The sequence below is a fragment of the Mesorhizobium sp. CA16 genome (genome assembly GCF_020165175.1).
Taxonomy (GTDB): Bacteria; Pseudomonadota; Alphaproteobacteria; order Rhizobiales; family Rhizobiaceae; genus Mesorhizobium.
In genome coordinates this window covers 304,159-329,555 of the sequence record NZ_JAIUHP010000004.1, presented here as the reverse complement: position 1 = coordinate 329,555, position 25,397 = coordinate 304,159, and the positions used below count along the sequence as shown (strand labels likewise).

At 64.1% G+C, this 25,397-nt stretch carries 23 protein-coding genes; 12 read left to right on the top strand and 11 right to left on the bottom strand.

All coding sequences use genetic code 11. From position 1 onward, the window contains the following. Positions 1-180 (bottom strand): hypothetical protein (locus LB525_RS09270; protein ID WP_224544393.1); only part of this gene is annotated, 180 nt, incomplete at its 3' end. Between the two features lie 486 nt (positions 181-666). On the opposite strand from LB525_RS09270, the gene LB525_RS09265 reads away from it, so the two are divergent. The 4 genes from LB525_RS09265 (at position 667) to msrB (ending at position 3,420) form a co-directional block, all read left to right on the top strand. Beyond that, positions 667-1,206 carry a sigma-70 family RNA polymerase sigma factor gene (locus LB525_RS09265; protein WP_224544392.1) on the top strand — a complete coding sequence of 180 codons (540 nt, stop codon included), beginning with the start codon at positions 667-669 and terminating at the stop codon, positions 1,204-1,206. Then, positions 1,203-1,919 carry an anti-sigma factor domain-containing protein gene (locus LB525_RS09260; protein ID WP_224544405.1) on the top strand — a complete coding sequence of 239 codons (717 nt, stop codon included), beginning with the start codon at positions 1,203-1,205 and terminating at the stop codon, positions 1,917-1,919. Before LB525_RS09265 ends, LB525_RS09260 begins: the two co-directional genes overlap by 4 nt. A gap of 206 nt (positions 1,920-2,125) precedes the next feature. Further along, on the top strand, positions 2,126-2,683 hold the full coding sequence (locus LB525_RS09255; RefSeq protein WP_140635841.1) for a fasciclin domain-containing protein: 558 nt from the start codon (positions 2,126-2,128) through the stop codon (positions 2,681-2,683). Between the two features lie 233 nt (positions 2,684-2,916). Continuing rightward, a complete protein-coding gene (gene msrB / locus LB525_RS09250; protein ID WP_095769500.1) occupies positions 2,917-3,420 on the top strand; it encodes a peptide-methionine (R)-S-oxide reductase MsrB in 504 nt (167 codons plus the stop codon). A gap of 93 nt (positions 3,421-3,513) precedes the next feature. On the opposite strand, the gene LB525_RS09245 is transcribed toward msrB, so the two are convergent. Both LB525_RS09245 and LB525_RS09240 read right to left on the bottom strand, forming a co-directional pair. Then, positions 3,514-5,127, bottom strand: coding sequence for a DHA2 family efflux MFS transporter permease subunit (locus LB525_RS09245; RefSeq protein ID WP_411971010.1), 1,614 nt, complete (start codon positions 5,125-5,127; stop codon positions 3,514-3,516). A 116-nt stretch (positions 5,128-5,243) separates the two neighbouring features. Beyond that, positions 5,244-6,437, bottom strand: coding sequence for an HlyD family secretion protein (locus LB525_RS09240; protein WP_224544391.1), 1,194 nt, complete (start codon positions 6,435-6,437; stop codon positions 5,244-5,246). Positions 6,438-6,570: 133 nt separating this feature from the next. Here LB525_RS09240 and LB525_RS09235 point away from each other — a divergent pair, with 133 nt between their 5' ends. Together LB525_RS09235 and LB525_RS09230 are read left to right on the top strand one after the other, a co-directional pair. Further along, positions 6,571-7,269 carry a TetR/AcrR family transcriptional regulator gene (locus tag LB525_RS09235; RefSeq protein WP_095769503.1) on the top strand — a complete coding sequence of 233 codons (699 nt, stop codon included), beginning with the start codon at positions 6,571-6,573 and terminating at the stop codon, positions 7,267-7,269. Between the two features lie 220 nt (positions 7,270-7,489). After that, entirely contained in the window at positions 7,490-9,958 is a 2,469-nt protein-coding gene (locus tag LB525_RS09230; RefSeq protein ID WP_411971009.1) for a DNA translocase FtsK, read from the top strand. 31 nt (positions 9,959-9,989) lie between these two features. Here the strand turns inward: LB525_RS09230 and yihA are convergent, their stop codons facing one another. The 7 genes from yihA to LB525_RS09195 all read right to left on the bottom strand — a co-directional run bounded on the left by yihA (position 9,990) and on the right by LB525_RS09195 (position 15,557). Continuing rightward, a complete protein-coding gene (gene yihA, locus LB525_RS09225) occupies positions 9,990-10,658 on the bottom strand; it encodes a ribosome biogenesis GTP-binding protein YihA/YsxC (RefSeq protein WP_224532437.1) in 669 nt (222 codons plus the stop codon). 14 nt (positions 10,659-10,672) lie between these two features. Then, positions 10,673-11,311: a CatB-related O-acetyltransferase gene (locus LB525_RS09220; protein ID WP_224544389.1), complete on the bottom strand. Its 639-nt coding sequence runs from the start codon at positions 11,309-11,311 to the stop codon at positions 10,673-10,675. A gap of 153 nt (positions 11,312-11,464) precedes the next feature. Next, positions 11,465-12,169, bottom strand: a complete 705-nt coding sequence (gene dnaQ, locus LB525_RS09215; RefSeq protein WP_224544388.1) for a DNA polymerase III subunit epsilon — start codon at positions 12,167-12,169, stop codon at positions 11,465-11,467. 181 nt (positions 12,170-12,350) lie between these two features. Further along, on the bottom strand, positions 12,351-12,956 hold the full coding sequence (gene coaE, locus LB525_RS09210) for a dephospho-CoA kinase (RefSeq protein ID WP_224544387.1): 606 nt from the start codon (positions 12,954-12,956) through the stop codon (positions 12,351-12,353). Continuing rightward, positions 12,956-13,789: a shikimate dehydrogenase gene (locus LB525_RS09205; RefSeq protein ID WP_224544386.1), complete on the bottom strand. Its 834-nt coding sequence runs from the start codon at positions 13,787-13,789 to the stop codon at positions 12,956-12,958. The genes coaE and LB525_RS09205 overlap by 1 nt, the downstream gene beginning before the upstream one ends. Further along, a complete protein-coding gene (locus LB525_RS09200) occupies positions 13,782-14,381 on the bottom strand; it encodes a Maf-like protein (RefSeq protein ID WP_224544385.1) in 600 nt (199 codons plus the stop codon). The genes LB525_RS09205 and LB525_RS09200 overlap by 8 nt, the downstream gene beginning before the upstream one ends. 354 nt (positions 14,382-14,735) lie before the next feature. After that, entirely contained in the window at positions 14,736-15,557 is an 822-nt protein-coding gene (locus LB525_RS09195; RefSeq protein ID WP_095769510.1) for a pyruvate, water dikinase regulatory protein, read from the bottom strand. A 494-nt stretch (positions 15,558-16,051) separates the two neighbouring features. Between LB525_RS09195 and hemE the strand changes: the two genes are divergently transcribed. The 3 genes from hemE to rho all read left to right on the top strand — a co-directional run bounded on the left by hemE (position 16,052) and on the right by rho (position 19,056). Next, positions 16,052-17,080, top strand: coding sequence for a uroporphyrinogen decarboxylase (gene hemE, locus LB525_RS09190; RefSeq protein ID WP_224532432.1), 1,029 nt, complete (start codon positions 16,052-16,054; stop codon positions 17,078-17,080). Then, complete coding sequence (gene hemJ / locus LB525_RS09185; RefSeq protein WP_224532431.1) at positions 17,077-17,613, top strand: protoporphyrinogen oxidase HemJ; 537 nt, start codon at positions 17,077-17,079, stop codon at positions 17,611-17,613. The genes hemE and hemJ overlap by 4 nt, the downstream gene beginning before the upstream one ends. A gap of 177 nt (positions 17,614-17,790) precedes the next feature. Beyond that, the gene (gene rho / locus LB525_RS09180) at positions 17,791-19,056 is read left to right on the top strand and encodes a transcription termination factor Rho (protein WP_095769513.1); all 1,266 of its coding nucleotides are present in this window, start codon (positions 17,791-17,793) and stop codon (positions 19,054-19,056) included. Positions 19,057-19,228: 172 nt separating this feature from the next. Here the strand turns inward: rho and LB525_RS09175 are convergent, their stop codons facing one another. Further along, positions 19,229-21,244 (bottom strand): thioredoxin domain-containing protein, encoded by a 2,016-nt coding sequence (locus tag LB525_RS09175; protein WP_224544384.1) that lies wholly within the window; start codon positions 21,242-21,244, stop codon positions 19,229-19,231. Between the two features lie 130 nt (positions 21,245-21,374). Between LB525_RS09175 and mnmE the strand changes: the two genes are divergently transcribed. From mnmE to rsmG, 3 genes are all read left to right on the top strand, one after another. Next, a complete protein-coding gene (gene mnmE, locus LB525_RS09170) occupies positions 21,375-22,682 on the top strand; it encodes a tRNA uridine-5-carboxymethylaminomethyl(34) synthesis GTPase MnmE (RefSeq protein ID WP_224544383.1) in 1,308 nt (435 codons plus the stop codon). Between the two features lie 201 nt (positions 22,683-22,883). Next, on the top strand, positions 22,884-24,758 hold the full coding sequence (gene mnmG, locus LB525_RS09165; protein WP_224544382.1) for a tRNA uridine-5-carboxymethylaminomethyl(34) synthesis enzyme MnmG: 1,875 nt from the start codon (positions 22,884-22,886) through the stop codon (positions 24,756-24,758). After that, positions 24,755-25,396: a 16S rRNA (guanine(527)-N(7))-methyltransferase RsmG gene (gene rsmG / locus LB525_RS09160; RefSeq protein WP_224544381.1), complete on the top strand. Its 642-nt coding sequence runs from the start codon at positions 24,755-24,757 to the stop codon at positions 25,394-25,396. The genes mnmG and rsmG overlap by 4 nt, the downstream gene beginning before the upstream one ends. The last annotated feature ends 1 nt before the right edge of the window (position 25,397 follow it).

The following is a 25,397-nucleotide window of genomic DNA, read 5'->3' as shown; positions in this document are numbered from 1 at the left end:
CCGCGGTGCAGAATTCTGCTCCGCTGCACTTTTGACTAAGGTCACGGAATGGATTCCAGGGTCTTCGCGACGCCGCTTCGCGGCTGCTTCGCCCTTGAATGACGAGGTTGGAAGGGCTTCAGCAATCGCCGGCGTTTGCGCTGGTTTCACCGACACAATGACGAAATCTGCTCCCAGCACAGTAATTTTGCCCGGGGTAGGCCGTGTTTGTGTTGGCAGGCGGCATGCCTTGGAGATTGGCCGAAACGGCCCAACCTCGTCATCCACGGGCGGAGCAAGGAGCGAAGCGACGCGCGCAGACCCGAGGATCCATTCCGTAACGTCCGAGCGCTGCTGCGGTGCAGAATTCTGCTCCGCTGCACTCCGCGGCTCAGGTCACGGAATGGATTCCAGGGTCTCCGCGACGCCGCTTCGCGGCTGCTTCGCCCTGGAATGACGAGGTTGAGCGGCTTACGCCACCCCAGCGTTTGTGCCGATTTCACCGAAATGACGATGACATTCTTACCGTAACAAGTGGCAGTTTTCAAAATCCTGCGCAGAACCGCCGGGCACTTCAGCGGCGCGCCCAACGGCACAATGCCGAACTGTGCCGGTGGGCCCGTGGCCGCTGGTGGACAACGCTTCCGCCGCCGTTGCAATTAGATCGCAATCTTCTAATTTGCCTGCATGGCGCCGCAGGATATCAGCAAGCTGATCGTCCGGACTTCGATGAAGGACCGGGCGGCGTTCGATCTGCTCTACAAGCAGACCAGCGGGAAACTTTTCGGCGTCTGCCTTCGTGTCTTGAGGGACCGGGGTGATGCGGAAGAAGCGCTGCAGGAGGTCTTCGTCAAGATCTGGACGAAGGCGGATCGTTTCGTGGTTTCCGATCTGAGCCCAATTTCCTGGCTGGTGGCCGTTGCGCGCAATCATGCGATCGATCGCATCCGGTCGCGACGCACTCCTTCTGCCAACATCGATACGGCCCTCGACGTCGCCGATCCGGCGCCGGGACCCGAGGCCATGGCTGTGGCGGGCGGCGAGACCGAACGCATCTACCATTGCCTCGACGAACTGGAGCAAGACCGGGCGGCTGCCGTCCGGGGCGCCTATCTGGGCGGCGAGAGCTATGCCGAGCTGGCGGAGCGCTTCAAGGTTCCGCTGAACACGATGCGGACCTGGCTGCGGCGAAGCCTGCTGAAACTGAGAGAATGCCTGGAAAGATGACGCTGGCAGAGGACAACGGACCGGAACGTGGAGGCGACGATCTGCTCGCCGCCGAATACGTTCTCGGCGTTCTGGCAGCCGACGAGCGCCAGATCGCTTCCCGTCGCATCGATGCCGAGACGGCGTTCGCCCGCCTGGTCGATGCCTGGGAAGCCCATTTCGCGCCGATGGCCGCCGCTTATGCCGCGGTCGAGCCGCCGGCTTCCGTGAAAGTGGCAATCGACCGCCGCCTGTTCGCGTCGTCCGCGTCCACGGCGCCCAGCGGCGGCCTGTGGGCGAGCCTCGCCTTCTGGCGCGGCCTCGCCGCGGCGGCCATCGCTGCTTTGGCCGTCTATGTCGCCCTGCCTTACGTCAACCCGCCGGTCCAGCCGCCCGAGACCAGGCTGGTCGCCTCTCTGGCCGCCGACAACAGCAACGTCAAATATCTTGCGGTCTATGACGCCGCCCGCCACGAGGTCGGCTTGTCGCTGGTCTCCGGCGACCGCGGCGCCGGCAAGGATTTCGAGCTGTGGATGATCGAGGGCAAGAACGCGCCGGTCTCGATGGGTGTCATCCCCGCCGGCCCGACCGCGCGCATGTCGGTCACGCCGGCCGTCCAGCAGAAGCTGGCGCAAGGCGCCGTGCTCGCCGTCAGCCTCGAGCCCTCCGGCGGTTCGCCGACCGGCCAGCCGACCGGTCCGGTCGTCGCCGCGGGTGACCTGAAGGGCATCTGACCCTGGTCAGCCGGTTATCGAAGACTAACTGCAGTCTATATCCTGCCATTTCTAGGTGGGAAAATTTCGCTGTCGCCATCGGTGACACAGACGCAATAAAGCACCGGAACAAAAATCGCGCGCCCTTCGTGAAACTAACGCTTTTCGGGCCCGTATCTCCTCGCGTTCCCACGGACGGGAAGAAACAACCCGAGGAGACTGACCCCATGCGTAAACTCGCTACCCTTTTGCTTGCCTCTACACTTGGCCTTTCGGCGCTCGGCGCCGTTGCCTACGCTGCCAATCCGATGGTCGGCGGCGCGCCGATGTATGCCAAGAAGAACATCATCGAGAATGCCGTCAATTCGAAGGACCACACCACGCTGGTCGCCGCCGTCAAGGCCGCCGGCCTGGTCGACACGCTGCAGGGCGCCGGCCCCTTCACCGTCTTCGCGCCGACCAACGAGGCCTTCGCGGCGCTGCCCGCCGGCACGGTCGACACGCTGCTCAAGCCCGAGAACAAGGACAAGCTGACGAAGGTGCTGACCTGCCATGTCGTCGCCGCCAAGGCGCTGGCCGCCGATGTCGCCAAGATGGCCAAGGCCGATGGCGGCGCCCACCAGGTCAAGACGGTCGGCGGCTGCGAGCTGACGCTGAAGGCGGAGAAGGGCAAGGTCACCGTCACCGACGAGAACGGCAATGTCGCCCATGTCACCATCGCCGATGTCCGCCAGTCGAACGGCGTCATCCACGTCATCGACAAGGTTCTCTTGCCGAAGATGTAACAAAGCGGACCTGGCCGGCGAAGACATGGCTGAGCGCCGGTCGCATCATTCAAGATCCGCGCCGCCGGCAGGGGTGTGCTCCGCGTCCGTCCCGCAAGGGCGGCGCGGAGCAGCATCCGGAGCGTTCCAGGAAGGTTCTGTCCGGAATTGCTCGAACGAGGAGATGGGGCGTCACCGGCTTTTGATTTCCGGCGCGGGCTCTATCTTGGCAAAATGCGTCAGGAGGAACGGCCATGAACCGTCGCGATTTTCTCTGGAGCGGGGCCGCCGCCACCGCTCTCATCGTCGGATCCGCAGCGATGCTGCGTGCCGGCGGACCGAAGCCCGCTCTCGCCGCCGAGACGTTCGAAATCACCAAGACTGATGCCGAGTGGCACGCCATTCTGTCGGACGAGGCCTTCGACGTGCTGCGCAAGCAAGGCACCGAATATCCCGGCACCAGCCCGCTGCTCAACGAGCATCGCAAGGGCATCTTCGCCTGTGCCGGCTGCGACCTGCCGGTCTATTCGTCGGAGACGAAATTCGATTCCGGCACCGGCTGGCCGAGCTTCTGGCAGGAGATCCCGAACTCCATCGGCAAGACCGAAGACCGCTCGCTCGGCATGACCCGCACCGAGGTGCATTGCCGGCGCTGCGGCGGCCATCTCGGCCACGTCTTCGACGACGGCCCGCCGCCCACCGGCCTGCGCCACTGCATCAACGGCGTGGCGCTAAGCTTCAAGCCGGCTTCAGCCTGAGCAATTCCAGTCCTGCAGAAAAGAATGACCCCGGAAATCGTCACCGATTTCCGGGGTCACGCGTTGAGGACGCCAGGCGGGGGTTCCGGCTCCTCAATGGCCTCCGCCGCCACCGCCGCCCTGCGGGGCCGGCTTGTTGATGAACAGCACGAAAAATCCGAGCGAGGCGAACAGCACCGTCAGCATCATGAACACGTCCATGAAGGACAAAAGCGCCGCCTGCTGGTGCACCATGCCGGACAGCTTCGAGATCGCAGCGCTTGCTGCGTCGAGACCGGCGGTCTGCCCGAAATTTTGCGTCATGTTCTGCAGCTTGGTCTGCGCCGCCTCGCTGCCCCACTGCACATGCTCGGAGAGCCGCGCGTAGTGGAAGGCGTTGCGGTCGATCAGTACCGTGTTGATCACCGCGAGGCCGACGGCGCCGCCGAGATTGCGGGTCAGGTTGAACAGGCCCGACGCATTCTTCAGCCGTTCCGGCGGCAGCGTGCCGAGCGCGATGTTGTTGATCGGCACCATGCACAGCATCATCGAGCAGCCGCGCAGGATTTGCGGGATCAACAGCTCATAGAAATCCCAGTCGGCCGTGAGATGCGTCATCCACCAGGTGCCGGTGGCGAAGCCGACGAAGCCGATCATCATCATCAGCCTGAGGTCGATCTTGTTCGACAGGATGCCGGCAACGGGCGCGGTGAAGAACATCGCCAGGCCGCTGACGAACAGCGCCTCGCCGATCATCATCGAATCGTAGCCGCGGATACGCCCCAGGAACACCGGATAGAGATAGGTGAGCCCGTAGAGGCCGATGCCGACGACGAAGGAGAACAGCGAGCCGAAGGCGAAGTTGACGTTGCTGAAGGCCCTCAGGTCGACGATCGGCTCCTCGGCGGTGAAGACGCGCCAGAAGAAGATGACGCCGCCGATCGTCATGATGATGGCGCAGGCAAACACTGCCGGCTCCTGCAGCCAGTCATGGTTCGGGCCTTCCTCCAGCACATATTCCATGCAGCCGAGGAAAGCGGCCATGCCGACCAGGCCCCACCAGTCGAACTTCGAGAACAGTTTCAGGTTGGGCTTGTCGAAGTCGATCAGCGCCCAGGCGGCCGTCGCCACCAGGATGCCGGGCACGACATTGATCAGGAACAGCCAGTGCCAGGACATGGCGTGGCTGATATAGCCGCCCACCGTCGGGCCGATCGTCGGCGCCAGCGTCGCCACCAGGCCGATCATCGGCGACACGACGGCGCGCTTTGAAGGCGGGAAGATGGTGAAGGCGGCCGCGAAGACGCTGGGGATCATGCCGCCGCCGATAAAGCCCTGGATGGCGCGGTAGACGATCATCTGGTCGATATTGGTGGCGGTCGCGGCGAGCGCGCTGGCCGCGGTGAAGCCGGCCGCCGCGGTGGTGAACAGCACGCGCGTCGACAGCATGCGGCTGAGGAAGCCGGACAGCGGGATCATCACCACCTCGGCGATCAGGTAGGCGGTCTGCACCCACGGGATCTCGTCGGAGCTGGCGCTCAGGCCCGCCTGGATTTCCGAGAGCGAGGCCGAGACGATCTGGATGTCCAGGATCGCCATGAACATGCCGAACACCATCGCCAGGAAGGCGACGACGCGGCGCACGGGCATATGGTCCGCGGGCAGGGCCGGCGCGGCAGCGACCGGACGTCCGGGCATTGATCCTGCGGTGATGGTTGCGGTTGCCATGTCATGGCCTCCCTGGGCAATTCCTGGGACGAGCGCGTGGCGGTCCCGAATTGCGTCGAAAACGATAAGCAGGCTGGACGGCCCGGCGCTCGATCGGCCGCCGGGCCGCCCCCCAATCAGTTGGTCGTCGAAGCCGGCGCGGTGCGGCTGTCGACCGCGACGACGACGCTCAGCCCGGCGCGCAGCTTGCCGGCCTTCAGCACGTCGGCCGGGACGTCGATGCGCACGGGCACGCGCTGCACCACCTTGGTGAAGTTGCCGGTAGCGTTTTCCGGCGGCAGCAGCGAGAACACCGCGCCCGAAGCCGGCGCCAGCGAGGAAACCGTGCCTTCGAAGGTCTGGCCGTCGATAGCGTCGACGGTGATGCGGACCTTCTCGCCGGGCACCATGCGGCCGAGCTGCGTCTCCTTGAAGTTGCCGACGATGTAGAGCTTGTCCATCGGCACGACGACGGCGAGCTTCTGGCCGGGGCTGACGAGATCGCCCTGCTCGACCGAGCGGTTGCCGACGACGCCGTCATAGGGAGCCTTCAGCACGGTGAAGGACAGGTCGCGCAGGGCCTTGTCGCGGGTGAGCTGCAGCGAGGCGAGCGTCGAGGCCGACTCGGCGCGCTGCGCTTCCAGCACGCCGATATTGGCCTGCGCCGCCGCGATCTGCGCATCGGCGCCGACAAGCGCCGCCTTGGCCTGGTCGAGCGCGGTCTGGGCGTCGTCGAGCTGGGCCTGCGTGCCGACATGGGTCTTGACGAGTTGCGCCGCCCGCACCTGGGCGCGCGCCGCATTGTCGGCGGCGGCCTGGTCCGCGACCTTCTGCGCTTGGGCCTGCGACAGCGAGGCCTGGGCCGCCTTGGTCTGGGCGTCGATGCGGTCGAGCGTCTTGCTCAAGGTGGCGATCTGCGCCTCGGCCTGCGCCACGGCGATCTTGTAGTCGCCATTGTCGATGACGAACAGCGGATCGCCGGCCTTCACCTGCTGATTCTCGCTCACCAGCACCTTGTCGATATAACCGGATATTTTCGGCGAGACGAACGACATGTCGGCCTGGACATAGGCGTCGTCGGTGGAGATCATGAACCGTCCGTCGGTCCAATAGTTATACCCATACCAGGAGCCGGCGCCGAGCAGGGCAAGGCCGATGATCGGTAACAGGAAAGAGCGGACAGAGCGCTGCTTCTTGGCGGGTGCTTCAGCCGCCGGCGTCGCAACGGGAGCGGCGGGCTGGACAGGAACTTCCGGCGCTTCGGTCGAAGGCTGGGCCTTGGCGTTGGGAAAAGAGCGGACTTCGGCGGTGGCGGGCGCGTTCGAGGACATAGCGATCTCTCTGGAATGTCAGTCATACTGAACCGTTCGGTTCGAATTGGAGATTGACATAGCGCGGAAAGAGGACCATATCAAGAGGAAATCGAACCGAGCGGTTCGAAATATTTTTCAAGGAACGACTTCCATGGTCGACACGACAGCCGATAGCGATCTGCTCGACTTACGCAAGGGCCGCCCGGCGGCCGGGCAGGATCCCGTAAAACGGGCCCAGATCATCGAGGGCGCCCGCCGCGTCTTTATAGACAAGGGCTTTGAAGCGGCCTCGATGAACGACATCACGCGCGAGGCCGGCGTCTCCAAGGGCACGATCTACGTCTATTTTCAAAACAAGGAAGAGCTGTTCGAGGCCCTGATCGAGGAAGAGCGCGGCACCATCTTCAAGAACATGTATGAGGTGCTCGACCATTTCGACGACCTGCGCAAGACGCTGGTGAAGTTCGGCACCGTGCTTTCGCTGAAGATCACCTCGGCCAAGGTCATCCAGGCCCAGCGCACGGTGGTCGGCGCGGCCGATCGGATTCCGGAGCTTGGCGCGCGCTTCTACGAACGCGGCCCCAAGCGCGGCCACGACAAGGTCATGGCCTTCCTCAACGAAGCCGTCGAACGCGGCCTGCTTCAGATCGCCGACGTCGACCTTGCCGCCTACCAGTTCACCGAGCTTTGCCTCGCCGGCCTGTTCCGCCAGTGCATCTTTTCCTATCGCACGAAAGCGCCGAGCCAGGCGGAGATCGAGCACGTCGTGACGTCCGGCGTCGAAGTGTTTCTCAAGGCCTATGCCACGGAAAAATTCTTCGCCGAGGAACGGGCGTTGCAATCGGCCTGACCGTTCGGGCATGCGGATTCCGGAGCGCAAAGGGCGAAGCTGAAGGGGTCGCGAGGCGTCGCCGCGAAATCCATCGGTGCGGTCTGCCTCGACCGCGAAGACCGGCCTGAAGACCCCCTCTCAAAATGTCGATCGGCATCGTCCGGCAGGCGCTTTCGGAAGAACCTGTTAACCATCGCTTCCTATGTCTCGGGAGACGTTCAATCGGCGAGTCTCGAGTATGACATCCATGCGTTTCCCCCGTGCCAATCATCCCGGCGCCTCAGCCCACGACAGCGACGACGAACATCGCAATCCGCGGGAAACCGGGCGCCATGGCGCGGTCCCGCAAGCAGGGCAGGTCGTGCCGCTGCGAGTCCTGCCCGGGGCCGAATCGACCGCCGCTCGTAACACATCGCCCGAATCGGCCGGCGACGATTTCGGCCTCCCCGCCTGGCAGAACTATTTCTTCCTTGCGCCCAATGTGCGTTTCACGCGCACGCCGGACACCGACCTCGCCAGGCGGGCCGCTCCGCCGGAGGATGCCGCTCAGGGCAAGGCATCCGCGGCCGAGCCCGTCCGGCCTGCGCCTCCGGCTCCGCCGCCAGCCGCTCCGGTCCGGAAAAGTTCCGCCGCTCCCGCCTCGGCGCCGATGCAAACCAGGCCGGTCCGCGCACCAGCCACTGTTGCCCCTGCCATCGTCCCGGCCGCAGCGGCCGCGCCGAGCCAGGCCGCTGCTCCGACGCCAAAACCGCGCCCGAGCGGATTGCGCTGGTCCTATCTTTCCGATCATGCCTTTTTCGAGTTCGGCATGCCCTTCCTGGCCGAGCGCCTGGCGCGGGCGCGTCTGAACGAGACGGGGCAGGCGCCTGCCGTTCCGGCGCAGCCATTGATGCAGCCGGTGCCGGCGCAGCGTCCGGCCGCGCAACCGGTCCAGCCCCGTGCCGCCTTCCCGGGCGAGGCGACGTCATTTTACCGGGTCATCGAATGGCGCTCCAACACGGCGGAGGCAAGTCCGATCTTGGCGCCCGTGCCGGCTCCGGCGGCCGCCCAACCGGCGCCTGCCAAGCCCATGCCGATCTCCACCCCGGCAAGCGCCAGGAAAGCCAGGCAGGCACCATCGTTGCCCATGGCCGGCGAGGTCGAGCCGCTATCCGCGATGGGCGGCTATGAGCTTCCTTCGGAAGAGCTTCTGCAGATGCCGCCAGAGGGCCAGGGCTTCTACATGTCGCAGGAGCGGATGGAGCAGAATGCCGATCTGCTCGAAAGCGTGCTGGAGGATTTCGGCGTCAAGGGCGAGATCATCCATGTCCGGCCGGGGCCGGTCGTCACGCTCTACGAGTTCGAGCCGGCGCCGGGCGTGAAATCCAGCCGCGTCATTGGGCTCGCCGACGATATCGCCCGCTCCATGTCGGCCGTATCGGCGCGTGTCGCCGTGGTGCCGGGCCGCAATGTCATCGGCATCGAGCTGCCCAACGAGACGCGCGAGACCGTCTATTTCCGCGAGCTGATCGGCTCGGCCGGCTTCCGCAATACCTCCTGCAAGCTGGCGCTCGGCCTCGGCAAGACGATCGGCGGCGAACCGGTCATCGCCGAGCTCGCCAAGATGCCGCATCTCTTGGTGGCGGGCACCACCGGCTCCGGCAAGTCGGTCGCCATCAACACCATGATCCTGTCGCTGCTCTACCGGATGAAACCGCAGGAATGCCGTCTCATCATGGTCGACCCCAAGATGCTGGAGCTCTCCGTCTATGACGGCATCCCGCATCTTCTGACGCCGGTCGTCACCGATCCCAAGAAGGCCGTCACGGCGCTGAAATGGGCGGTGCGCGAGATGGAGGACCGCTACCGCAAGATGGCGCGCCTCGGCGTGAGCAACATCGACGGCTATAACCAGCGCGCGGCAGGCGCCCGCGACAAGGGCGAGGTCGTGACCATGCAGGTGCAGGCCGGCTTCGAGAGGGGCACGGGCGAGCCGCTGTTCGAGGAGCGCGCGATCGACCTCGCGCCGATGCCCTATATCGTCATCATCGTCGACGAGATGGCCGACCTGATGATGGTGGCCGGCAAGGAGATCGAAGGCGCCATCCAGCGGCTGGCGCAGATGGCACGCGCCGCCGGAATCCATCTGATCATGGCGACGCAACGCCCGTCGGTCGATGTCATCACCGGCACGATCAAGGCCAATTTCCCCACCCGCATCTCCTTCCAGGTGACGTCGAAGATCGACAGCCGCACCATCCTCGGCGAGCAGGGCGCCGAGCAGCTGCTCGGCCAGGGCGACATGCTGCACATGGCCGGCGGCGGGCGCATTTCGCGCGTGCATGGCCCCTTCGTTTCCGATGTCGAGGTCGAGCATGTCGTGGCGCATCTGAAGGCGCAGGGACGTCCCGAATATCTCGACACCGTTACCGCGGACGAGGAAGAGGAACAGGAAGCGGCCGACACCGGCCCGGTCTTCGACAAAAGCGCGATGGCCGAGGAGGATGGCGACGCGCTCTACGAAGAGGCCGTCAAGGTGGTCAAGCGCGACAAGAAATGCTCGACCTCCTACATCCAGCGCCGCCTCGGCGTCGGCTACAACCGCGCCGCCTCATTGGTCGAGCGCATGGAGAAGGAAGGCCTGGTCGGCGCTCCCAACCATGTCGGCAAGCGCGAGATCCTCAGCGGCCGGCGCGATCGCGAGCCGGAACGCGACGAGATGGATTGATCCTGAGGGATCGGTCACCTGGCGGGCGGCGTCAGCCGCCGTTCGCTACCAGGGCGATGGCGGCGCGCAGCTCGTCCAAGCCCTCGGCTTTTTCCGACGAGGTGGCCAGCACCAGTGGAAACGCCGCCGGCCGCTTCTTGATCTTGGCCAGCGTCTCCTCGATCAGCCTCGGCACGCCCGCGGCCTTGATCTTGTCGGTCTTGGTCAGCACCACCTGGTAGGACACTGCCGCCTTGTCGAGCAGTGTCAGCACTTCCTCGTCCTTGGCCTTGATGCCGTGGCGCGCGTCGATCAGCACATAGACGCGCTTCAGCGTCACGCGGCCCTGCAGATACTCGTAGATCAGCTTGGTCCACTCATCGACCTTGTCCTTCGGCGCGCTGGCATAGCCGTAGCCCGGCATGTCGACCAACGCCATCGGCGGCAAGTCGGCGCCCTCGCCGGAAAAGCCGTCTGGCACGAAATAGTTGAGCTCCTGCGTGCGGCCCGGCGTGTTCGACGTCCGCGCCAGGCCCTTGTGCCCGACCAGCGCGTTGATCAGCGACGATTTGCCGACATTGGAACGGCCGGCGAAGGCGATCTCCGGCGGGCCTTCCGGGGGCAGGAACTTCATCGACGGCACGCCGCGGATGAAGACCCAGCCACGGGTGAACAGCTCCGGGCTGATCGCCGTTTCGTTCGGGGTCTTGTCGTTTGTCATTTTTTCGGGCGCGCTCAAACCGCCGCCTCCAGCCTGGAAATGTCGGCGCCGCGGATGGCGTTGAGGTTGCGGCTGATCTTGTCGACCGGCCAGTCCCACCAGGCCGCCTTGAGCAGCCGCCGCACCGTGAACTCGTCGAAGCGCATCTTCACCACCCTGGCCGCATTGCCGGCCACGATCGCATAAGGCGGCACGTCGTGCGTGACAACCGATTTCGCCGCGACAATGGCGCCGTCGCCCACCGTCACGCCCGGCATGATCACCGCATCCATGCCGATCCACACGTCATTGCGGATCTTGGTGTCGCCGCGGATCTCCTTAGACCAGGTCTGCGGGTCGAAGCCTTCCTCCCAGCCATGGCCGAAGATGTTGAACGGATAGGTCGAGAAGCCCGACATGGCGTGATTGGCGCCGTTCATGATGAAACGCGCGCCTTCCGCGATGGCGCAGAACTTGCCGATGATCAGCTTGTCGCCAATGAAGTCGTAGTGATGCAGCACGCATTTCTCGGCGAATTTGTCGGGACCGTCGGGGTCGTCGTAATAGGTGAAGTCGCCGATCTCGATGTTGGGCGACGTCACCAGTCCCTTCAGGAAGCCGACGCGCGGATGCATCGCAATCGGATGCTTGACGTTGGGATTGGGTCCGGTCATCGCGGTCCTTTTGCGGGCGGGTTTGGGCGCGGTCGGCGCGCGATCAAACTAACGCGATCCTTCGACGGGACCAACCGTTCAATGGCTGCCGCGACAGATCGCGATCGGATTGGAAAGGGCGCTGTCTCCAACGTCAGCGCGAATAGCGCCCGATCAACCGACCGCCACTTTCAGCCACAGCGCCTTTTCGCCGAGCGTCGCGACCAGCCCCGCATGCGCCGCCCGATCCGTTTCACTGAGCCGCGGCGGCAGGGCGATCGGCCGGGCGCCGATCGAGATGTCGATATCGGCCACCTCGCCGGCGCCATTCATGTGCACCGCCACGGACTCCAGCACCAGCGCCGCCTGCTTGCCGCCGATGAGCTCGATATAGACCTCCGCCAGCAATTCGGAGTCGAGCAGCGCGCCGTGTTTGGTGCGGCGGGTGTTGTCGATGCCGTAGCGCCGGCAGAGCGCGTCGAGCGAGTTCGGTCCCATCGGATGCTTGCGGCGCGCCAGCGCCAGCGTGTCGACCACGCGGCCGGGATCGATGGCAGCTTGCTCGAGCCGGCTGAATTCGAGGTTGAGGAAGCCGATATCGAAGGTTGCGTTGTGGGCGATCAACTTGGCGCCGTCGGTGAAGTCCAGCCATTCCTGCGCGATTTCGGCGAAGGTCGGCTTGCCGACCAGGTCGGTGGCGCTGATGCCGTGCACGGCCTGCGCCTCGGCATGGATCGCGCGCCCCTGCGGATTGATGAATTTGTGGAAGGTCCGGCCGGTCGGGAAGCGGTTGACCAGCTCGACACCGCCAAGCTCGATGATGCGGTCGTCGCGCAAATCGAGGCCGGTAGTTTCCGTATCGAAGATGATCTCACGCATTCGAATCAGTTCGCTTCCCAAACGAGCAGAATCATACACCAGAACAAAATGGCAATGGGGACTGGTGATGGCCTAACGCCTGACCTCCGAAAATGGGACTCGATTTTCGGAAAAGGATCATGCGCAAAATCAAAGCGTTGCAGCGTCCCTTGCGCGTCCGAACGGGCGCGGCGCTGTAATGTCAGGAGCCGGCTTTGCCGGACTTTTCCCCTGAGAGTTCGGCGACGATCGCCTCGACCCTCTTTCGCGCGGCGTCGAAGCCGTGGCCGGTGTCGATGATGAAATCGGCCTGGCGGCGCTTTTCGGCGTCGGGCACCTGCCTGGCGAGGATGGATGAAAACTTCTCCTCGCTCATGCCCGGCCTGGCGAGCACGCGCTCGCGCTGGATTTCAGGCGACGCGCTGACGACCACGACCTTGTCGACGCGGCTGCGGCCGCCCGTTTCGAACAGCAGCGGGATGTCGAGCACGGCAAGCCGCGCGCCGGCGGCGCGATGCTTTGCGAGAAACGCATCGGCGTCGGCGCGCACCAGCGGGTGAATGATTGCCTCGAGCCGCTTCAGCGCGGCCGGATCGGCGAGCACTTTTTCGGCGAGCTTGACCCGGTCGACCGCGCCCGCTTGCGTCGTGCCCGGAAAGGCCGCCTCGACCAGAGGGGCGGCCTTGCCGGAATAAAGGCGATGCACGGTCTCGTCGGAATCATGCACCGGCACGCCGGCTTCGGCGAACATTTTCGCCGTGGTGGACTTGCCCATGCCGATCGATCCGGTGAGGCCGAGCACGATCATCAATGGCCCTCGATGTCGGCGACGATCATGCGCCGCAATTCGGGCGTCACTTCGGGTTTCCTGCCGAACCAGCGTTCGAAACCTGGCACGGCCTGATGCAGCAGCATGCCGAGACCATCGATCGTCTTCAGGCCGCGCGCCTTGGCGGCGGCAAGCAAGGGCGTTTCCAACGGCACATAGACAATGTCGGTGACGATGGCATGGCCGGGCAAGCCGGCCGGATCGGCGGAGAGCGTGGCGTCACCATGCATGCCGAGCGAGGTGGTGTTGATCAGCAGGCCGGCATCGGCAAGCAGCTCACTGAGCGCGCCCGCGCCATGCGCCGAGACCCCGGCGCCGAAATGGCGGCTGAGTTCCTCGGCTCTCGCGAGCGTCCGATTGACGATGCGGATATCCTTGACGCCACGCTCCTTCAGCGCGTGGATGACCGCGCGGGAGGCGCCGCCGGCGCCCAGAACCACGGCCGGCCCATTGGCCGCCCAGCCCGGCGCATGCTCATCGAGGTTGGCGGCGAAACCGTATCCGTCCGTGTTGCCGCCACACAGAATGCCATCCTCGAACCACAACGTGTTGACCGCGCCGATTTCATCGGCCGCATGGTCTCGGCGGGCCGCTCCGGCGAAAGCGGCTTCCTTGTGCGGAATGGTGACGTTGCCGCCGCGGTAGCCGTTCTCGCCGAGAGATTTCAGAAAGGCGGCGAAATCCGCCGGCGCGACGTCGATCGCTTCATAGCTGCCGTCGATGCCGTATTTGGCCAGCCAGTAGCCGTGGATCTTCGGCGAGCGCGAATGGGCGATCGGATGTCCGGTGACGAAGGCCTTTTTCTCAGCCATCGATGGCTCCCAATGCACGCAACTCCTTCAGCAGCGGCAGCAGCGGCAGGCCGACGATGGTGAAATAATCGCCCTCGATCTTCTCGAACAGCTGGATGCCTTCGCCCTCGATCTGATAGGCGCCGACGCTGGACAGCGCCTTGGCGCCGACGCGGGCCAGGTGCCTGCCGATGAAGCCGGGGTCGAGCTTGCGCATGGTGAGGCTCACGACGCCGACATGCCGCCACAGCACTGCGCCGTCGCGGCAAAGCACCGCGGCGCTGTTCAACTGATGCGTCTTGCCGGACAAGGCCAGGAGATGGCGGCGGGCGCCTTCCATGTCGGCGGGCTTATGAAAAATCTCGTCGCCCAGCGACAGCGTCTGGTCGCAGCCGAGCACCAGGGCGCCCGGCTTGCGCTCGCTGACCTCGGTCGCCTTGGCCTCGGCCAGGATCGACGCGACATCTTCAGGTGACACACCGCTGTCCTTCAGCGGGGCCTCGAGCGCGCGCTCGTCGACATTTGCCGGCACCGCCTCGATGTCGAGGCCGGCGCTGACGAGCATCGCCTTCCTGTACGGGCTGCCCGAAGCGAGGATGATTTTCTCGGCCATGATGTACTACCTGATTAGTTCCTTCACGCTGCTGATCCGGCAAGTTGAAGGCGAAGCCCTTACGAACTTCGTCATCCTAGGGCGGAGCAGGAGCGAAGCTCCGTCGCGGAGACCCTAGGATCCATTCCGTTCCCTCGCTCGACGAGCGCAGCGGAGCAGAATTCTGCACCGTCGCAACACTTCGCGTCACGGCATGGATCCTAGGGTCTACGCTGCGTCGCTCCGCTCCTTGCTCCGCCCTAGGATGACGAAGCGATGGACGTTTCGGCCAATCTCCGAGGCATGGGATCCGTCGTGACTTTTCGATTTATTCGGCGGCGGTGGCAGGTCCATCTTCATCCGGCTTGGTCTCCGTTAGCGCGTCTTGCCCCGCAGGGCAACGATCGCCGCGGCCGTTTCCTCGATGGAGCGGCGGCTGACGTCGATCATCGGCCAGCCATGCCGCGTGCAGAGCTGGCGGGCATAGGCGAGCTCCTCGTTGATCGCGGCGCGGTCGACATAATCGGTCGGCACGAAGGCGGCGCTGTTGCCGAGGATACGGTTTTGCCTCACATGCGAGATGCGCTCGGCCGTGGCGACCAGGCCGACGACCAAAGGCGTCTTAGCGGCGATCAGGCTTTCGGGCAGCGGCACGCCGAGCACGATCGGGATATTGGCGGTCTTGATGCCGCGATTGGCGAGATAGATGCTGGTCGGCGTCTTCGAGGTGCGCGAAATGCCGATCAGCACGATGTCGGCATCGTCCATATTGGCCGGCAGCTGGCCGTCATCATGCTCCATGGTAAAGTTCAGCGCATCGATGCGGCGGAAATATTCGGCGTCGAGCACGTGCTGGGCGCCGACGCGGCGACCGGCCGGCGTGCCGAGATAGGACTGGAAGACGGTCAGCACCGGTTCCAGCACCGAGACGCAAGGCAGGCCCATGGCAGCGCAGCGCTCATCGATCGAGCGCGCCAGCTTCTGGTCGACCACCGTATAGAGAATGATGCCTGGCTCCTCCTCGATGTCCTCGAAGACCTTGGCGATCTGCTTTTCCGTGCGGATCAGCGGATAGATGTGCTCGATGGCGCGCGCATCCTTGTATTGCGCGGACGCCGCGCGGCCGGCCGCCAGCAGTGTCTCGCCGGTGGCGTCGGAGATCAGATGCAGATGGAAGAAGCTCTGAGGTTTGTTCACAGGGGGTGGGTCCAGGCTGTGGGCAATTGTGGACAAGGCTGGATGGGCAGGCCTTGGGCAAGGAAGCGACTGTATCAGATGACCGCTTGTCCACAATTCGACCAGCTGTAGGCTTTGTCGCGGCGCTGGGGACAAAACCGGGGATCAAGTTTTCTTGGCCGATCTCATCCACAGGGCGAGGTTCGGAACGGTAAGTCCAAGCTTTTGACTCCAAAGCTGGAATCCGCTTCGTCCCCAGAACCCTCCAAATTGCGAAAGCGAGTACGCGACAATATGCTGACTGGCCTTTTCGAGCCGCAGGCTGGACAGGTCGCAACCATCACAACCAACAGACTCTTAGAATCAGAAGACTCTTTTAAAATAGATATTTGATTTAAGAGGGGCGCGCATGACCCCGAACCAGAGGTTCGGAAAGGATCATGCGCTAAATGAAAGCGCTACAGCGTCCTTTGCGCGTCTAAGGACGCGCGGCGCTGTAGAGAGGGCAGCGCAGGATGGCTGGGAAACGGATCGTGCTCGACGTCCTCAAGGGCGAGACGGTTTCACCGCCGCCGCTCTGGATGATGCGTCAGGCGGGCCGCTATCTTCCGGAGTATCGCGAGACCAGGAAGCGAGCGGGATCCTTCCTCGATCTCTGCTACGATCCGTACCTTGCCGTCGAGGTAACGCTGCAGCCGATCGAGCGCTTCGGCTTCGACGCCTCGATCCTGTTCTCCGACATTCTCGTCGTGCCCAATGCCCTGGGGCGGGATGTCCGCTTCGAGGAGGGCCGCGGACCGGTCCTGAAGCCGATCTCGGCGGCCGAGATTGCGGCGCTGAACGGCGACATGTTTCACGTGAATCTCGAACCGGTCTACGAGACCGTGCGCCGGTTGCGGGCGAAACTGCCCGATGAGACGACGCTGCTCGGCTTCTGCGGCGCGCCCTGGACGGTGGCGACCTATATGATCGCCGGCCACGGCACACCCGACCAGGGCCCTGCCCGGCTATTCGCCTATCGCGAGCCCGAGGCGTTCGGGCGGCTTCTGAAGATTTTGGCCGATCATTCGGCCGCCTACCTCATCCGCCAGATCGAGGCCGGCGCCGATGCGGTGCAGATTTTCGATTCATGGTCGGGCGTGCTGGACGAGCCGTCCTTCGAGGCTTTCTGCATCGAGCCGGTCGCCGAGATCGTCGCCCAAGTGAAGGCGGTTCACCCCGAGGTGCCGGTGATCGGTTTCCCGAAGGGCGCGGGCGAGCGCTATCGCGACTACAGGAGAAAGACCGGCATTGCCGGTCTCGGTCTCGACTGGACCGTGCCGCTGTCGATGGCGAAGGAGCTGCAGCGCGACGGAGCGGTGCAAGGCAATCTCGATCCGTTGCGCCTGGTCGCCGGCGGCAAGGCGCTCTCTGACGGCGTCGAGGCAATTCTGAGGACTTTGGGTGACGGGCCGCTGATCTTCAATCTCGGCCACGGCATCACGCCGGAAACGCCGGTGGCGCATGTCGAGGCGATGGTGAAAATGGTGAGAAGCCGCCGATGAACGATGTAAGCAGCGAGAACAGCACTGGCCAGGCGATGAAGCGCATGGCGATCGGCATTGCCCTGCTCGTCGTGCTGACGGCGCTGCTTTATCTCGCGGCACCCGACAGCTTCTATCCGTGGGCCAAGGCGATCCATGTGATCGCGGTCATTTCCTGGATGGCCGGCATGCTCTATTTGCCGCGTCTCTTCGTCTACCATGTCGATGCCGAAAGGGGCTCGGTGCAGTCCGAAACCTTCAAGGTGATGGAGCGCCGGCTGCTCAGAGGGATCATCAATCCGGCGATGACCGCGACCTGGGTGTTCGGGCTTTGGCTTGCCTGGAAGGGCTTTGGATTCCAGGGCGGCTGGCTGCACGCCAAGATTGCGCTGGTGCTCATTTTGTCGGGGCTGCATGGCTATCTCGCCGGCGCGGTCAGGAAATTTGCCGAGGACAAGAACGAAAAGCCGGCGAGGCACTGGCGGATCGTCAATGAGATCCCCACATTGCTGATGATCGTCATCGTCATCCTGGTCGTCGTGAAGCCGTTCTGAGGCCTTCCCGGATCCGGCCAGGCCCAGCAAAAGGCGGCTTGCTCTTTCAGTCGAGCGACGATACAAGACGGGTCTTCCTTCCCGTCATGCGCCGCCCCTTTTCTCGCTTTCGGCCGCGCCCGACATTTGTCGCATCCAGCCGATTTCCCTCTCCAAAGCCTACCCAGAGTCTATCTAATGCAAGAAATGAAACTCGCAGAGTTCAAGAACAAGAAGCCGCCGGAGCTGATCGCTTATGCCGAGACGCTCGAGGTGGAGAACGCCAGCGTCATGCGCAAGCAGGAGCTGATGTTCGCGATCCTGAAGAAGCTCGCCGCCCAGGATGTCGAGATCATCGGCGAAGGCGTGGTCGAGGTGCTGCAGGACGGTTTTGGCTTCCTGCGCTCGGCCAACGCAAACTACCTGCCGGGTCCCGACGATATCTATATCTCGCCGTCGCAAATAAGGCGCTTTTCGCTCAAGACCGGCGATACGGTTGAAGGACCGATCCGCAGCCCGAAAGAGGGCGAGCGCTATTTCGCGCTGCTCAAGGTCAACACCATCAATTTCGACGACCCGGAGAAGATCCGGCACAAGATCCACTTCGATAATCTGACGCCGCTCTACCCGACCAAGCGGCTGAAGATGGAGATCGACAATTCGACCTCCAAGGACATCTCGCCGCGCGTGATCGACCTGGTCGCGCCGATCGGCAAGGGACAGCGCGCGCTGATCAACGCGCAGCCGCGCACCGGCAAGACGGTGTTGATGCAGAACATCGCCCATTCGATCACCGCCAACCACCCGGAATGCTATCTGATCGTGCTTCTGATCGACGAGCGCCCGGAGGAAGTGACCGACATGCAGCGCTCGGTGAAGGGCGAGGTGATTTCCTCGACCTTCGACGAGCCAGCGGCGCGCCACGTGCAGGTCGCCGAAATGGTGATCGAGAAGGCCAAGCGCCTGGTCGAGCACGGCCGCGACGTCGTCATCCTGCTCGATTCGATCACGCGTCTCGGCCGCGCCTACAACACCGTGGTGCCGTCATCCGGTAAGGTGCTGACCGGCGGTGTCGACGCCAACGCGCTGCAGCGCCCGAAGCGCTTCTTCGGCGCCGCCCGCAATATTGAGGAAGGCGGCTCGCTCACCATCATCGCCACCGCGCTGATCGATACGGGCAGCCGCATGGACGAAGTCATCTTCGAAGAGTTCAAGGGCACCGGCAACTGCGAAATCCAGCTCGACCGCAAGGTGGCCGACAAGCGCATCTACCCGGCGATGGACATCCTCAAATCGGGCACCCGCAAGGAAGACCTGCTGGTGCCGCGCGCGGACCTGCAGAAGATCTTCGTGCTGCGCCGCATCCTCGCGCCGATGGGCACGACCGACGCGATCGAGTTCCTCATCGACAAGCTCAAGCAGACCAAGACCAACGCCGACTTCTTCGATTCGATGAATACGTGATTGGGCTGACGCCCTTCCTCCTTCTCCCCTTGTGGGAGAAGGTGGATCGGCGCGCAGCGCCGAGACGGATGAGGGGTGTTCCAGCGGAATGAGACGCTGGCTTTCCCTGGAGCACCCCTCATCCGTCGCCTTCGGCGACACCTTCTCCCACAAGGGGAGAAGGAGGAAGGCGCTATCGCCGCAGCAACTTCTCCAACTCCTCCGCATCCCTCACCACCGGCATGCACACCTGCCCGCTGCAGAACCAGGCGCCGGCCTTGTCCGTCGGCGGCAACACGCCGCCCGGCAACAACGGTCGATTCGCTTCCGTACCAATTGGCACGACGATGTCGACCCGGCGCAGGTCCGGATTCCGATTCGCAACCGGAACGAGGCTTGGCGAATCCAGCTTGTCTACAATGACGAGCTTCAGCGGCTCGAGCGCCAAGGCACAGGCGTTGACGATGCCGGCCTGGCCGTAGGCCTGCTGCGAGGCGCGGCCCATTGCATGCTCGGCGGTCGTCCACGCCTTTTCCCAGAGAGCGAGATCGCCGGTGAGCGATGACAGCCGCACCAGCGCCTCGACGATCTGGCCGGTGGCGGACGGGATTGCTTCATCCACATCACCGCGGATGCGGATCGGAACGTCGCCGCTGTCCGACGCCGTCAGCCAGTAGCCGCTCTTTTGTTCATCCAGGTGCCAGCGGTCGAGCTCGCCGGTGAACTGCCTGGCGCGATCGGAATAGGCCGGATCGCCGGTCGCCTCGAACAGCGCGATCGCCGCGTTGGTCATGGCGGCATAGTCGCTGGACAGCGCCGGAAAGAGCTTTTTCGCGCCTAGCATGGAATGCGGCAGCCGTCCGTCCTGGCCCGCCTCGACGATATGGCCGAAGGCTTTTGCGGCGGAGTCGATCCAGTCATGCCGCCCAAGCGAGCGGCCCGCCTCGGCGAGTGCTGCGATCATCAGCCCGTTCCAGTCGGTGAGCGCCTTGCCGTCGCGGCCCGGCCTGACCCGCCCTTCGCGGACGCCCAACAGCTTTGCCCTCAGAGACGCCAATTGCGAATAGTCGGCGATGCCCTGAGCTTGCTGGGTCTCGCTCTGGCGAATGATCGGCTTGCCTTCCCAGCCATGCGGCGCAGCGAGCTCGAAATACCGGAAGAAGGTCGACGTATCGTCGCCGAGCGCGGCTTCGACTTCGTCGCGGTTCCATGTGTAGAAAAGCCCCTCCTCGCCGTCGCTGTCGGCATCGAGGCTGGCGGCGAAGGCGCCGCCTTCGACCAACATCTCGCGCAGCAACCAGCCGACGGTCTCTTCGATTCGTATCCGGAACAAGTCATTCCCGGTGGCCGCATGGGCCCAGTTGCACAGGCGGATGAGCTGGGCGTTGTCGTAAAGCATCTTCTCGAAATGCGGCACCAGCCATTCGGCGTCGGTGGAGTAGCGGCTGAGACCGCCGCCGACATGATCGTAGATACCGCCGGCGAGCATTTTTTCGAGGCTGGCGAGCACCGCGTCGCGATGCGCGGCCTCGCCGTCACGCAGCCAGGACAGCCAAAGCGTGTGCATGAAGGGCGCGTTGGGGAATTTCGGCGCGCCCTTCAAGCCGCCGAGATCGCGGTCGATCATGCCGCCGATGCGGGTGGCGAGGTCGGCCAGCGTGTCGCGATCGAGCACCGCCTTGCCCGTCGCGCTGGCTAGCCGCTGCTCGACATGGGCGGTCAGCCCGTCGGCGCTTTCGGCGAGGCTCCGCTGCTTCTCGCGCCAGGCCTTGTCGACCGCTTCCAGCACCTGGATGAAGCCCGGCCTTCCGTAACGCGCCTCGCGCGGGAAATAGGTGCCGCCCCAGAAAGGCTTGCCGTCGGGTGTCAGAAACATGGTCAGCGGCCAGCCGCCCTGCTCGCCCATGGCATGCAGCGCGGCCATATAGATCTGGTCGATGTCGGGCCGCTCTTCGCGATCGACCTTGATATTCACGTAGAGCCGGTTCATGACGGCGGCCACGGCGTCGTTCTCAAAGCTTTCATGGGCCATGACATGGCACCAGTGGCAAGCGGCGTAACCGATGGAGAGCAGGATCGGCCGCCCGAGCTGCTTCGCTTCGGCAAGGGCCGCAGGCGACCAGCCGCGCCAGTGGACGGGATTGTCGCTGTGCTGCTGCAGATAAGGGCTGGCCTCTTCGGCAAGCAGGTTTCGTGCGGGTAAGGTCACGATGGACGGCTCTTTTTTGGGTCTCATGCATCAACGCTGGAGCATGATGCCGAAAAGTGTGAAGCGGCTTTCGGCCGTGCTCTATCTTTCAATCTAGGCGGTTCGGCAGGTCCGGCAAATGGTTTCCCCAATGGCGTCGAAGGATTCGATCGTCGCACTGTCGAGCGGCCGCTTGCCGGCAGGCATCGCCGTCATCCGAATTTCCGGCCCCAAAACTCGGTTCGTGGTCGAAACGATAGCCGGATCCGTTAAGGATCGGTTTACCACGTTGCGAAGGCTCCGGGCGGCGGACGGCTCGATCATCGATCACGGCCTCGTCCTGTTCTTTCCAGGTCCCGGCAGCTTCACCGGGGAGGACGTTGCAGAGTTCCAGGTCCATGGCAGCCGCGCCGTTGCGGCCAAGATGCTGGAGACGATCACGCAGTTCGATGGGGTGCGGCATGCGGAACCGGGCGAGTTTACCCGGCGCGCCTTTCTGAACGGCAAGCTTGACCTCGTCGAGACCGAGGCGCTCGCCGATCTGGTCAATGCCGAGACGGAGGCGCAGCGCCGCTTCGCCCTGCGCAATGCCGAAGGTGCGCAAAGCGAACTCTATTCGGACTGGCGCCGCCGGCTGATCCACGCGCGAGCCATGATCGAAGCGGAGATCGACTTCGCCGAGGAAGAGGATGTGCCGGGTTCCGTTTCGGAGGCGGTCTGGTCCGACGTGTCGGTAATGATCGGGGAAATCGATCGCCACATCGGAGGTTTCAAGGCCGCGGAGATCATTCGCGATGGTTTCGAAGTCGTGATCCTCGGCGCCCCGAATGCCGGCAAGTCCAGCTTGTTCAACGCGTTGGCGCGGCGCGAAGCGGCGATCGTCACCGATGAACCGGGCACGACGCGCGATCTGATCGAGGTGGTGATGGACCTTAACGGGCTGAAGGTGCGGCTTGTCGATACGGCCGGTCTGCGGGAGGCTGCGGGCAAGGTCGAGTCGATCGGTATCGAAAGGGCGCGGGCCAAAGCTGACGTGGCGGATCTCGTTCTGCTGTTGGAGGATATGGCTGATCCGACGCCCGTTGGGGATATCCCAGGTGGGGCTCCGGTGCTGAGGATCGGAACGAAGTCGGACATCGCCAATGCCGGCGGCGGTGACTACGACTTGGTTATTTCTTCCAAGGACGGCGGCGGTCTGGACCGCCTTCTGAACGAGATAGGGGCCCGCGCCGCCGCTGCGGTTGGCGAGGTGGGTGACGTGCTGCCATCCAGGCTGCGCCATGTAGAGTTGCTCAAAGAGGCAGCGGATTTCCTGCGGGCGGCACTGTCGGGCCAAAGACAGGAACTGCGCGCTGAGGAACTGCGGCTGGCGGCCGAGCGCCTTGGCCGGATCATCGGCGCGGTTGATGTCGAAGATTTGTTCGACGTCATCTTTTCGCAGTTCTGCATCGGTAAGTGATTCACGTGAAACACGGGCTGGGGCGCTACCCCGCAATGATTCACGTGAAACTCCGCCGGCGCCGCCGGCTTCTCAGTTGTCGGCTTGGATCGCAATGCTCGCCATTCATTGTTTCACGTGAAACGAGTCCACCTCTCCTTGACACCAGCCGCCGTCGGGGACATCTGTCAACCCAATCTCTGAAAGCGGATTCTTGGAAAAATGACCAATCACTATGATGTGGTGGTGGTGGGCGGCGGCCATGCCGGTTGCGAGGCGGCGAGTGCTGCCGCGCGCGCCGGCGCAAGGACCGCCCTGGTCACGCTGCGCTTCGAGACGATCGGCGTCATGTCCTGCAATCCCGCGATCGGAGGTCTCGGCAAGGGCCATCTGGTGCGGGAGATCGACGCCATGGATGGGCTGATGGGCCGCATCGCCGATGCCGCCGGCATCCAGTTCCGCCTGCTCAACCGCCGCAAGGGGCCGGCCGTGCGCGGGCCGCGCACCCAGGCCGACCGCAAGCTTTATCGCCTGGCAATGCAGGAAGCGATTCGGCAGCAGAACGATCTCGACGTGATCGAGGGCGAAGTCCTCGACCTTGAGATCGAAAACGGTAGCGTCGCAGCCGTGCTGGTTTCCGGCAATCGGCGGCTGGTCTGCGGCGCCGTCGTGCTGACCACCGGAACTTTCCTGCGCGGGCTGATCCATATCGGCGAAAGGAAGATCGTCGCCGGGCGGATGAACGAGCAGGCAAGTCTCGGCCTGTCGGCGACGATGGCGCGCGCGGGTTTCAAGCTCGGTCGCCTGAAGACCGGAACGCCCCCTCGCCTCGACGGCCGCACTATCGACTGGGCGTCGCTGGATGCCCAAGCCGCCGACGAGGATCCAGTGCCGTTCTCGCTGATGACCGACGTGATCGCCAATCCGCAGATCCATTGCGGCATCACCCGGACCATGCCGGCGACGCATGAGCTGATCCGCGCCAATCTCGGTCGTTCGGCCATGTATTCCGGCTCGATCGAAGGCATCGGGCCGCGCTACTGTCCCTCGATCGAGGACAAGATCGTCAAGTTCGGCGACCGCGAGGGCCATCAGATCTTCCTCGAGCCCGAAGGCCTCGACGACGACACCGTCTATCCGAACGGCATCTCAACCTCGCTGCCGGAAGACGTGCAACTCGACATGCTGAAGACGATCCCCGGGCTGGAAAAGGCGACGATGCTGCAGCCGGGCTACGCGATCGAATATGACCATGTCGATCCGCGCGAGCTGAAGACGACGCTGGAGACGAAGCGGCTCGCCGGCCTGTTCCTGGCCGGGCAGATCAACGGCACGACCGGTTATGAAGAGGCCGGCGCGCAAGGCCTGCTCGCCGGCATCAACGCCGCGCGGGCGGCATCCGGCGATGAGCCGTTCGTGCTCAGCCGCACCGAGGCCTATATCGGCGTGATGGTCGATGACCTGACCAGCCGGGGCATCGCCGAGCCCTATCGCATGTTCACCTCGCGCGCGGAGTTCCGGTTGTCGCTGCGCGCCGACAATGCCGACGAGCGGCTGACGCCGTTGGCGGAAAAACTCGGCATCGTGTCAACGGAGCGGCTGCAGCGTTTTGGCGCGCTGGCGCAGAAGCTCGACGAAGCCCGCGCGCTGGCAAAGTCTGTGACGCTTACGCCGAATGAAGCGGCACGGCATGGGCTGGAGATCAACAAAGACGGCGTGCGCCGCTCGGCCTATGCGCTGTTGGCGCATCCGGGCGTCGACATGGCCTGGCTGAGAAGGGTCGAGCCGCGCTTTGCCGAACTGGACGCCAAGACGGCGGAGCGGCTCGAAACGGAGGCGAAATATTCAGTTTACCTCGATCGCCAGCAAGCCGACGCCGCACAGATCAGGCATGAGGAATCGCGGCTCATCCCCGAGGCGCTCGATTTCTCGGACGTTCCGGGACTTTCAAACGAGCTGAAGCAGAAGATGAAGGCGCGCCAGCCGCGCTCGATCGCCGATGCGCAGCGCATGGAAGGCATGACACCCGCCGCGCTTGCCATCATTGTCGCGCATGTCCGCAACGCCGAGTTCGCAGCGCGAAAGGACTTGGCGTGAGCGCGGATGCCTGGGCGAGCCTGCAAAAGGCAGCGGGTCCGGTTTCACGTGAAACATTCGAGCGGCTGCAGGCGTTCGAACAGCTGTTCCTGAAATGGAACCGCAGCATCAATCTGGCGGCGCCGTCGACATTGGACGATGTGTGGCGCCGCCATATCCTGGACAGCGCCCAGCTTGCGCGAATCGCATCCACCGCGACGCGCTGGGTCGATCTCGGCTCAGGCGGCGGTTTTCCCGGCCTGGTGCTGGCTTTCCTGCTGGCGGAGCGCCCCGGCGCATCGATCGCCCTGGTCGAAAGCAATCGCAAAAAGGCGTCGTTCCTGCAATCCGTCATAGGCCAGTTCGGTTTGCCGGCGCGTGTCGTGGCCAGGCGCATCGATGACAGCTATGCGCTTGTTTCAACACCAGAAATCGTCACGGCCAGGGCGCTGGCGGCGCTTCCGGTCCTGCTCGACCTATCGGCGCCCTGGCTGACCAGCGGCGCACGCGCGCTCTTTCACAAAGGCCGGGATTACCGCGCCGAGGTGGAAGAAAGCACTCACCGCTGGGGCTTCGATCTGGTAGAACATTCGAGCATGACCGACGCCGAAGGCGTCATCCTCGACATCACCGACTTGCGCCCAGCGAAACAGCAATGAA

What these genes read in the sequence shown, in the direction of transcription:
- LB525_RS09255 (WP_140635841.1), top strand. Translation starts at nt 2,126, where the DNA reads ATGCGTAAACTCGCTACCCTTTTGCTTGCCTCTACACTTGGCCTTTCG.
- LB525_RS09240 (WP_224544391.1), bottom strand. Translation starts at nt 6,437, where the DNA reads ATGTCCTCGAACGCGCCCGCCACCGCCGAAGTCCGCTCTTTTCCCAAC.
- LB525_RS09245 (WP_411971010.1), bottom strand. Translation starts at nt 5,127, where the DNA reads ATGGCAACCGCAACCATCACCGCAGGATCAATGCCCGGACGTCCGGTC.
- rho (WP_095769513.1), top strand. Translation starts at nt 17,791, where the DNA reads ATGCAAGAAATGAAACTCGCAGAGTTCAAGAACAAGAAGCCGCCGGAG.
- yihA (WP_224532437.1), bottom strand. Translation starts at nt 10,658, where the DNA reads ATGACAAACGACAAGACCCCGAACGAAACGGCGATCAGCCCGGAGCTG.
- LB525_RS09220 (WP_224544389.1), bottom strand. Translation starts at nt 11,311, where the DNA reads ATGACCGGACCCAATCCCAACGTCAAGCATCCGATTGCGATGCATCCG.
- hemE (WP_224532432.1), top strand. Translation starts at nt 16,052, where the DNA reads ATGGCTGGGAAACGGATCGTGCTCGACGTCCTCAAGGGCGAGACGGTT.
- hemJ (WP_224532431.1), top strand. Translation starts at nt 17,077, where the DNA reads ATGAACGATGTAAGCAGCGAGAACAGCACTGGCCAGGCGATGAAGCGC.
- LB525_RS09260 (WP_224544405.1), top strand. Translation starts at nt 1,203, where the DNA reads ATGACGCTGGCAGAGGACAACGGACCGGAACGTGGAGGCGACGATCTG.
- coaE (WP_224544387.1), bottom strand. Translation starts at nt 12,956, where the DNA reads ATGATCGTGCTCGGCCTCACCGGATCGATCGGCATGGGCAAGTCCACC.
- msrB (WP_095769500.1), top strand. Translation starts at nt 2,917, where the DNA reads ATGAACCGTCGCGATTTTCTCTGGAGCGGGGCCGCCGCCACCGCTCTC.
- mnmE (WP_224544383.1), top strand. Translation starts at nt 21,375, where the DNA reads ATGGCGTCGAAGGATTCGATCGTCGCACTGTCGAGCGGCCGCTTGCCG.
- LB525_RS09230 (WP_411971009.1), top strand. Translation starts at nt 7,490, where the DNA reads ATGACATCCATGCGTTTCCCCCGTGCCAATCATCCCGGCGCCTCAGCC.
- LB525_RS09235 (WP_095769503.1), top strand. Translation starts at nt 6,571, where the DNA reads ATGGTCGACACGACAGCCGATAGCGATCTGCTCGACTTACGCAAGGGC.
- mnmG (WP_224544382.1), top strand. Translation starts at nt 22,884, where the DNA reads ATGACCAATCACTATGATGTGGTGGTGGTGGGCGGCGGCCATGCCGGT.
- LB525_RS09265 (WP_224544392.1), top strand. Translation starts at nt 667, where the DNA reads ATGGCGCCGCAGGATATCAGCAAGCTGATCGTCCGGACTTCGATGAAG.
- LB525_RS09200 (WP_224544385.1), bottom strand. Translation starts at nt 14,381, where the DNA reads ATGGCCGAGAAAATCATCCTCGCTTCGGGCAGCCCGTACAGGAAGGCG.
- LB525_RS09205 (WP_224544386.1), bottom strand. Translation starts at nt 13,789, where the DNA reads ATGGCTGAGAAAAAGGCCTTCGTCACCGGACATCCGATCGCCCATTCG.
- dnaQ (WP_224544388.1), bottom strand. Translation starts at nt 12,169, where the DNA reads ATGCGTGAGATCATCTTCGATACGGAAACTACCGGCCTCGATTTGCGC.